This is a genomic window from Microcystis sp. LSC13-02 (genome assembly GCA_002282935.1).
GTDB lineage: Bacteria > Cyanobacteriota > Cyanobacteriia > Cyanobacteriales > Microcystaceae > Microcystis.
In genome coordinates this window covers 1-4,929 of sequence record MTBT01000302.1, presented here as the reverse complement: position 1 = coordinate 4,929, position 4,929 = coordinate 1, and the positions used below count along the sequence as shown (strand labels likewise).

Annotated in this window: 4 protein-coding genes and 1 pseudogene; 3 read left to right on the top strand and 2 right to left on the bottom strand. The window is 41.2% G+C overall.

All coding sequences use genetic code 11. From position 1 onward, the window contains the following. The 3 genes and pseudogenes from BGL89_RS18840 to BGL89_RS18830 form a co-directional block, all read left to right on the top strand. Positions 1 to 275, top strand: a pseudogene (locus BGL89_RS18840) (Uma2 family endonuclease); the annotation flags it as partial. Between the two features lie 295 nt (positions 276 to 570). Beyond that, positions 571 to 1,944: a 1-acyl-sn-glycerol-3-phosphate acyltransferase gene (locus BGL89_RS18835; RefSeq protein WP_286827053.1), complete on the top strand. Its 1,374-nt coding sequence runs from the start codon at positions 571 to 573 to the stop codon at positions 1,942 to 1,944. A gap of 417 nt (positions 1,945 to 2,361) precedes the next feature. Then, on the top strand, positions 2,362 to 2,823 hold the full coding sequence (locus tag BGL89_RS18830) for an Hsp20/alpha crystallin family protein (protein WP_286827052.1): 462 nt from the start codon (positions 2,362 to 2,364) through the stop codon (positions 2,821 to 2,823). Positions 2,824 to 2,932: 109 nt separating this feature from the next. Here the strand turns inward: BGL89_RS18830 and BGL89_RS18825 are convergent, their stop codons facing one another. Both BGL89_RS18825 and BGL89_RS18820 read right to left on the bottom strand, forming a co-directional pair. Then, positions 2,933 to 4,147, bottom strand: coding sequence for a DUF790 family protein (locus BGL89_RS18825; RefSeq protein WP_286827050.1), 1,215 nt, complete (start codon positions 4,145 to 4,147; stop codon positions 2,933 to 2,935). Between the two features lie 78 nt (positions 4,148 to 4,225). After that, entirely contained in the window at positions 4,226 to 4,570 is a 345-nt protein-coding gene (locus BGL89_RS18820) for a hypothetical protein (RefSeq protein ID WP_286827048.1), read from the bottom strand. Positions 4,571 to 4,929 lie beyond the last annotated feature (359 nt).

Here is a 4,929-nt window from a genome sequence, read left to right as displayed (position 1 = left end):
CTTGGGAGGGGACTATTGACCGAGAAACGGCAATTTGGGCGAGATTTTATGACCCGGAAGGCAATTTAATCCCCTTGCCAGAAGAAGCGGCACAGGAGCAAGCGGCCGCAGCACAGGAGCAAGCGGCCGCAGCACAGGAGCAAGCGGCCGCAGCACAGGAGCAAGCGGCCGCAGCACAGGAGCAATTAAATGCTACTCAGCAAGCTCTGGAAGCGGAAAGACAGCGTTCTCAACAGCTGGCGGCTCGTTTGCGAGAAATGGGGATAGAGCTATAGTATAGCTGTATTTGTTTAGGTGAGGAGGTAAACTACTGGTGTTCCTCCTCGCTTAAAGTCGGTTAATTTCTCCTTTCACGGTTGAGGGATCCTGCAATCCCAGTGTATTTGAAATCTAGCTCGACACCTGTTTGCTGCTGTGATTACCTTTTGACCAGTGGGTAATTATTGATCAGAGTTTTCTTTTATTCTTCCTTAAACAGTAAACAGTGAACTGAAAACTCACATCTGATAACTGATGCCTTTCTCGGAGTCTCAACTAGGAAATTTATTTGGCACGACTACTTATACTTATATGTCTAATCTATCTTTGGGAGCGCAACCTCCCCTCGAATTTATCCCCCCTGACCTTAATCCCTTGCTTTTAAAGGGATGTCAAATCTTTTTACCTCTTTGGTTACAAACTCAAACCAACTTAAGAGAAATTTCCGCCGCCAATCTAGAAACTTTAATCACATTTTATCAAAAAAGTCAAGAGAAAAAAGTCCGTTTACTGCTTGCTTTCCGTCATCCCAGTATTAACGATCCCTACTGTATGGCCTATCTTTTATGGAAATTAGTACCCAAAAAAGCCCAAGAGTTAGGAATAAAATTAAACACTCCAATTCACGCTCATTTTATGTATGATCGAGGGATTCCTTTATGGGCCGGAGAAAGGGTAGGATGGTTATATTCTAAGTTAGGTGGCACACCAATTCAACGGGGAAAAGCCGATTTAATCGGATTGCGTTCGGCTCGTCGTTTATTATTAGAAGGAGATTATCCTTTAGCCGCTGCTCCGGAAGGGGCAACTAACGGACATAATGAGCTTGTTAGTGCTATTGAACCGGGTATTTCTCAATTGGCTTTTTGGGGGGTGGATGATGTCAAAAAAGCTAAACAACAGCAAGAAGTAATTATTTTACCTATTGGTATTCAGTATTTTTATCTGACTCCAGTGTGGCAAAAAATCGAGCAAATTTTAACTAATTTAGAAACCGATAGCGGTTTAGAATCAATCCCGAATTCATCCCTAGAAGAAAAGGTTTTATACGAGCGTCTTTTTCGGTTAGGAGAAAGATTATTATCTTTAATGGAGGATTTTTATCGAGATTTCTACTATCAATCTTTGCCTGTAGTACCTGCCAATGGCGATGATCCAAACGAAACCCTAGCCAAACGTTTAGCCAATTTATTAGATGTGGCCCTACAAACCGTAGAAAAGTATTTTAATGTTTCTCCTAATGGTAATGTAATCGATCGCTGTCGTCGTTTGGAACAAGCAGGATGGGAACGTATTTATCGCCAAGAATTAAAACCCACTCACTCTATTTCTCCCCTTGAATTAGGATTAGCTGATCGCCTAGCTGATGAAGCTAATTTAAAAATGTGGCACATGAGAATTGTCGAAAGTTTCGTGTCAGTAACCGGTTATTATGTCAAAGAAAAACCCACCGTAGAAAGATTTGCCGAGACAATTTTATTACTCTGGGATTTAGTGACAAGAATTAAGGGAGGTAATCCCTTTTTTCGTCCCCAAATTGGTCAACAAAAAGCGATAATAACTATTGGTAAACCTATTTCCGTATCCGAGCGCTATGCCGATTATAAAAGTGATCGACGCTCGGCCGTAGCACAATTAACCCAAGATTTACAAACCAGTTTAGAAAGTTTAATTATTCATCAGTAGATAATTAGGGTTTGCTGAAAAAGTTTGTTGGTGGGGTTAGGAGTCAGTTATCAGATTTGAGTTATCATACTAAATCCGTTGAGCATAGGCTACTTATGAGGACAGGCACTCATGCAATAGGCAATAGGCAAAAGGGGGAATAAATAATCATTCTTTAATAACCGGATTTAGTAACAGTTATCAGTTCACTGAATTACTGTTCACTGAGAAAACTCCCCAATTCCCACTCCCCAATTCCCACTTCCCACTTCCCCGGGAAAAACTTTTTCACCTAGCTCTAGTATAGGAGATAGTACGGAAATCTGGAAAAACTTAATACCGAAAACCCTACCCCGGTCAGAGAATATTTCATCTATCCTAAAAGTGTAGAGATAAACCAACATCTCTAGCGTTAAGAAAACTTCGGAGGTGAATTATATGGCACTTATACGTTGGGAACCTTTCAGAGAAGTAGAAAGCCTACAGAAAGAAATGAATCGCTTGTTTGACCGTCTTGTGCCGACTGATGTAGGCAATGGCGAGAAAATGGGGTTATCCTTCATCCCAGCGGCGGAAATAACCGAAACACCAGAGGCAGTTCAGATTAAACTGGAAATACCTGGTATGGAGGCCAAAGACCTCAACCTAGAAGTAACAGCCAATAGTCTGACCATTAATGGTGAAAGGAAATCGGAAATTAAAACCGAAGAAGAAGGATTTACCCGCACTGAGTTCCGTTATGGTAAATTCCATCGGGTTATTCCTCTACCAGTCCAGGTTGATAACAATAACGTGACTGCTGAATACAAAGATGGCATTCTCAATCTCACCCTCCCGAAAGCGGAAGAAGAAAAAAATAAAGTGGTGAAAGTGTCCATCAATCCTACCACTGCTCAATGATGTAGCACTCATCGTCTGGTCTTAAGCGAAAAAGTTAACCTAGTCCGATTAAACCAAAGCGGGAGTATGCTTTGATACTCCCGCTTTTAGCTTCCATCTGCCTAACCCTTTAATTTAAAACTTCTAACACTGCTTGGGGTGATAATTTATCTTTAAACCAGATAACCTGAGCGGGTAGATTTTGAAATTTAACTCCAGCTTTTTCTAGATTTAACCGTTCCGATACGGCTAAAATTAGATTATTTGCTTGGGCCGATTTAACCTGTAAAAATTTCTTTTGTAGGTATTCTGGTCGCCAATAACCAACAATTTCGAGGAGAAAAACGCGACCATCGGGATGCAATAAACGGAAATCGGGAATCATCACTCCTCCGGGTAAAGGCACTAAATCCACTTCCCTTTCTAGTTGCCATTCAGTTTTTAACTGTAACCAACGTTTAGCGAAAGATTCCTCTAACATACTATCGTAGGGTTTCCCGGGGGAATAGTGGGACACCAGACCACAGTTATCCTCTAAATTAAACTGTTGTTTTTTAATAGTTCCTGTATAGGAATCTTTATACTGTAATTGTGCCTTCAGATTCCAGTGAGTAACATGGAGTAAGGCAGGAATTAATTTAGCGATTTCAATGCCATAACGACTATTAGCTTTAAATAAACTGGTGGGACCATCGATAGTAATAGTAAATCCCGTGTCGGCATCCCCTTCGATATAAGTCATTAAACGAAATAGTTTTAGATAGCGAAAGAGATATTTATATTCCCCTGGATCGTTGCGGTGGACGTTGATGATTAAATAACTGGCCCGATAAAAAATACCTTGAATTTGCGAGAGGTTAAAACGATGAATTAGGTTTTCGGGGGTAGGAGCATCAAATTGAGTGAGAATTTTATTCTCCGCTAAATCAGCATAGAGTCCTTTTTCTAGAGCCACTGGAAAAATTTCTTGATTTAATTCTTGGCTGAGTTGCTGGGCAATTTTCTCCAGAATTAGCGATCGATTTTGCGGAATAGGAACAAAGTTGGCCGCTTGTTCAAAAACTCTTTTTCTTAATTCCTGCGGTTCTAAGGGACTAATAATCTCAAAGGTGGCAAAATGATTGGTTAATAGGTGAGCAAATCCCCGTTTAATTTTATAATCGGGACTGTCTCCCTCCAAGATTAGGAGTTTTTGGCTTAATTCTCCCTTAGTTTGACCGATACTTTCCTGAAAACAGGTGATTTGTTCTTGGGCGATCGCCAGATAATCGGTCGCGATCGGTAAGCGTTTGGGAATAATTGTCTCGCCATTTTGACGGGAAATCAATAAATCGGTCGGTAACATGGCAAGCTAGAGAAGAATAATCAGATGGGGAGAGGTGGGACGACAAGGAAAGGTCGAAACCCCAAAAATCCCCCGATTCTAACTATTTTGGTCGAGATAACGCTCTAAATCTTCGATCACACGGGTTAATTCTGCTTCTGTGGTTAAGCGTAGGCGATCGTCACGAACCGTTAACAAAACTTTAGCCGAAAAAGGACTCGGATAAATATTGGGATTACAAAACACTTCCAGAAACACATCACCAGTGTGCTGATATTCCAGCGGTTTTTGGGGTTGGGGTTTACCCCCACTAGCGGCATTACTGGCGATCGCTTTCAGGCGATCAAGTAAAATATTAATTTCCCTTTGCAAATCCAAGGCAGCACTGGAACTGAAACGAAAAGTAACGGAACCTTGCAAGAGATTAAGAGTTAAAGGAATCATGGAAAAAATCAGGTTAGGAGAAAGCCTGAAGTTAATTATATTGATTTCTGGAGATTTGGGGAAACTGGGTGAAGTTACCTTGAATGTCGGATTGAAGGAACCCTTTTGTTTTACCGATGAGATGAAAATCCGACCAATATGGGACAGCGAAGCACAGCAATATCGGCGTACTGCTACGCAGTGCCTTCGGCATCGCACTAGACCAAATCAGCGATCGCTCTCACTTCGATTGTGAAGCCGTTCCAAACTTTGATGACGTAAATCCACTTCGATCATCGAAAATTTTGGGTCTGAAACCCCGTCGTTCTACGACGGCTTTACTGTTAAATATTAACACATTTACGGAATATATGCTAAAA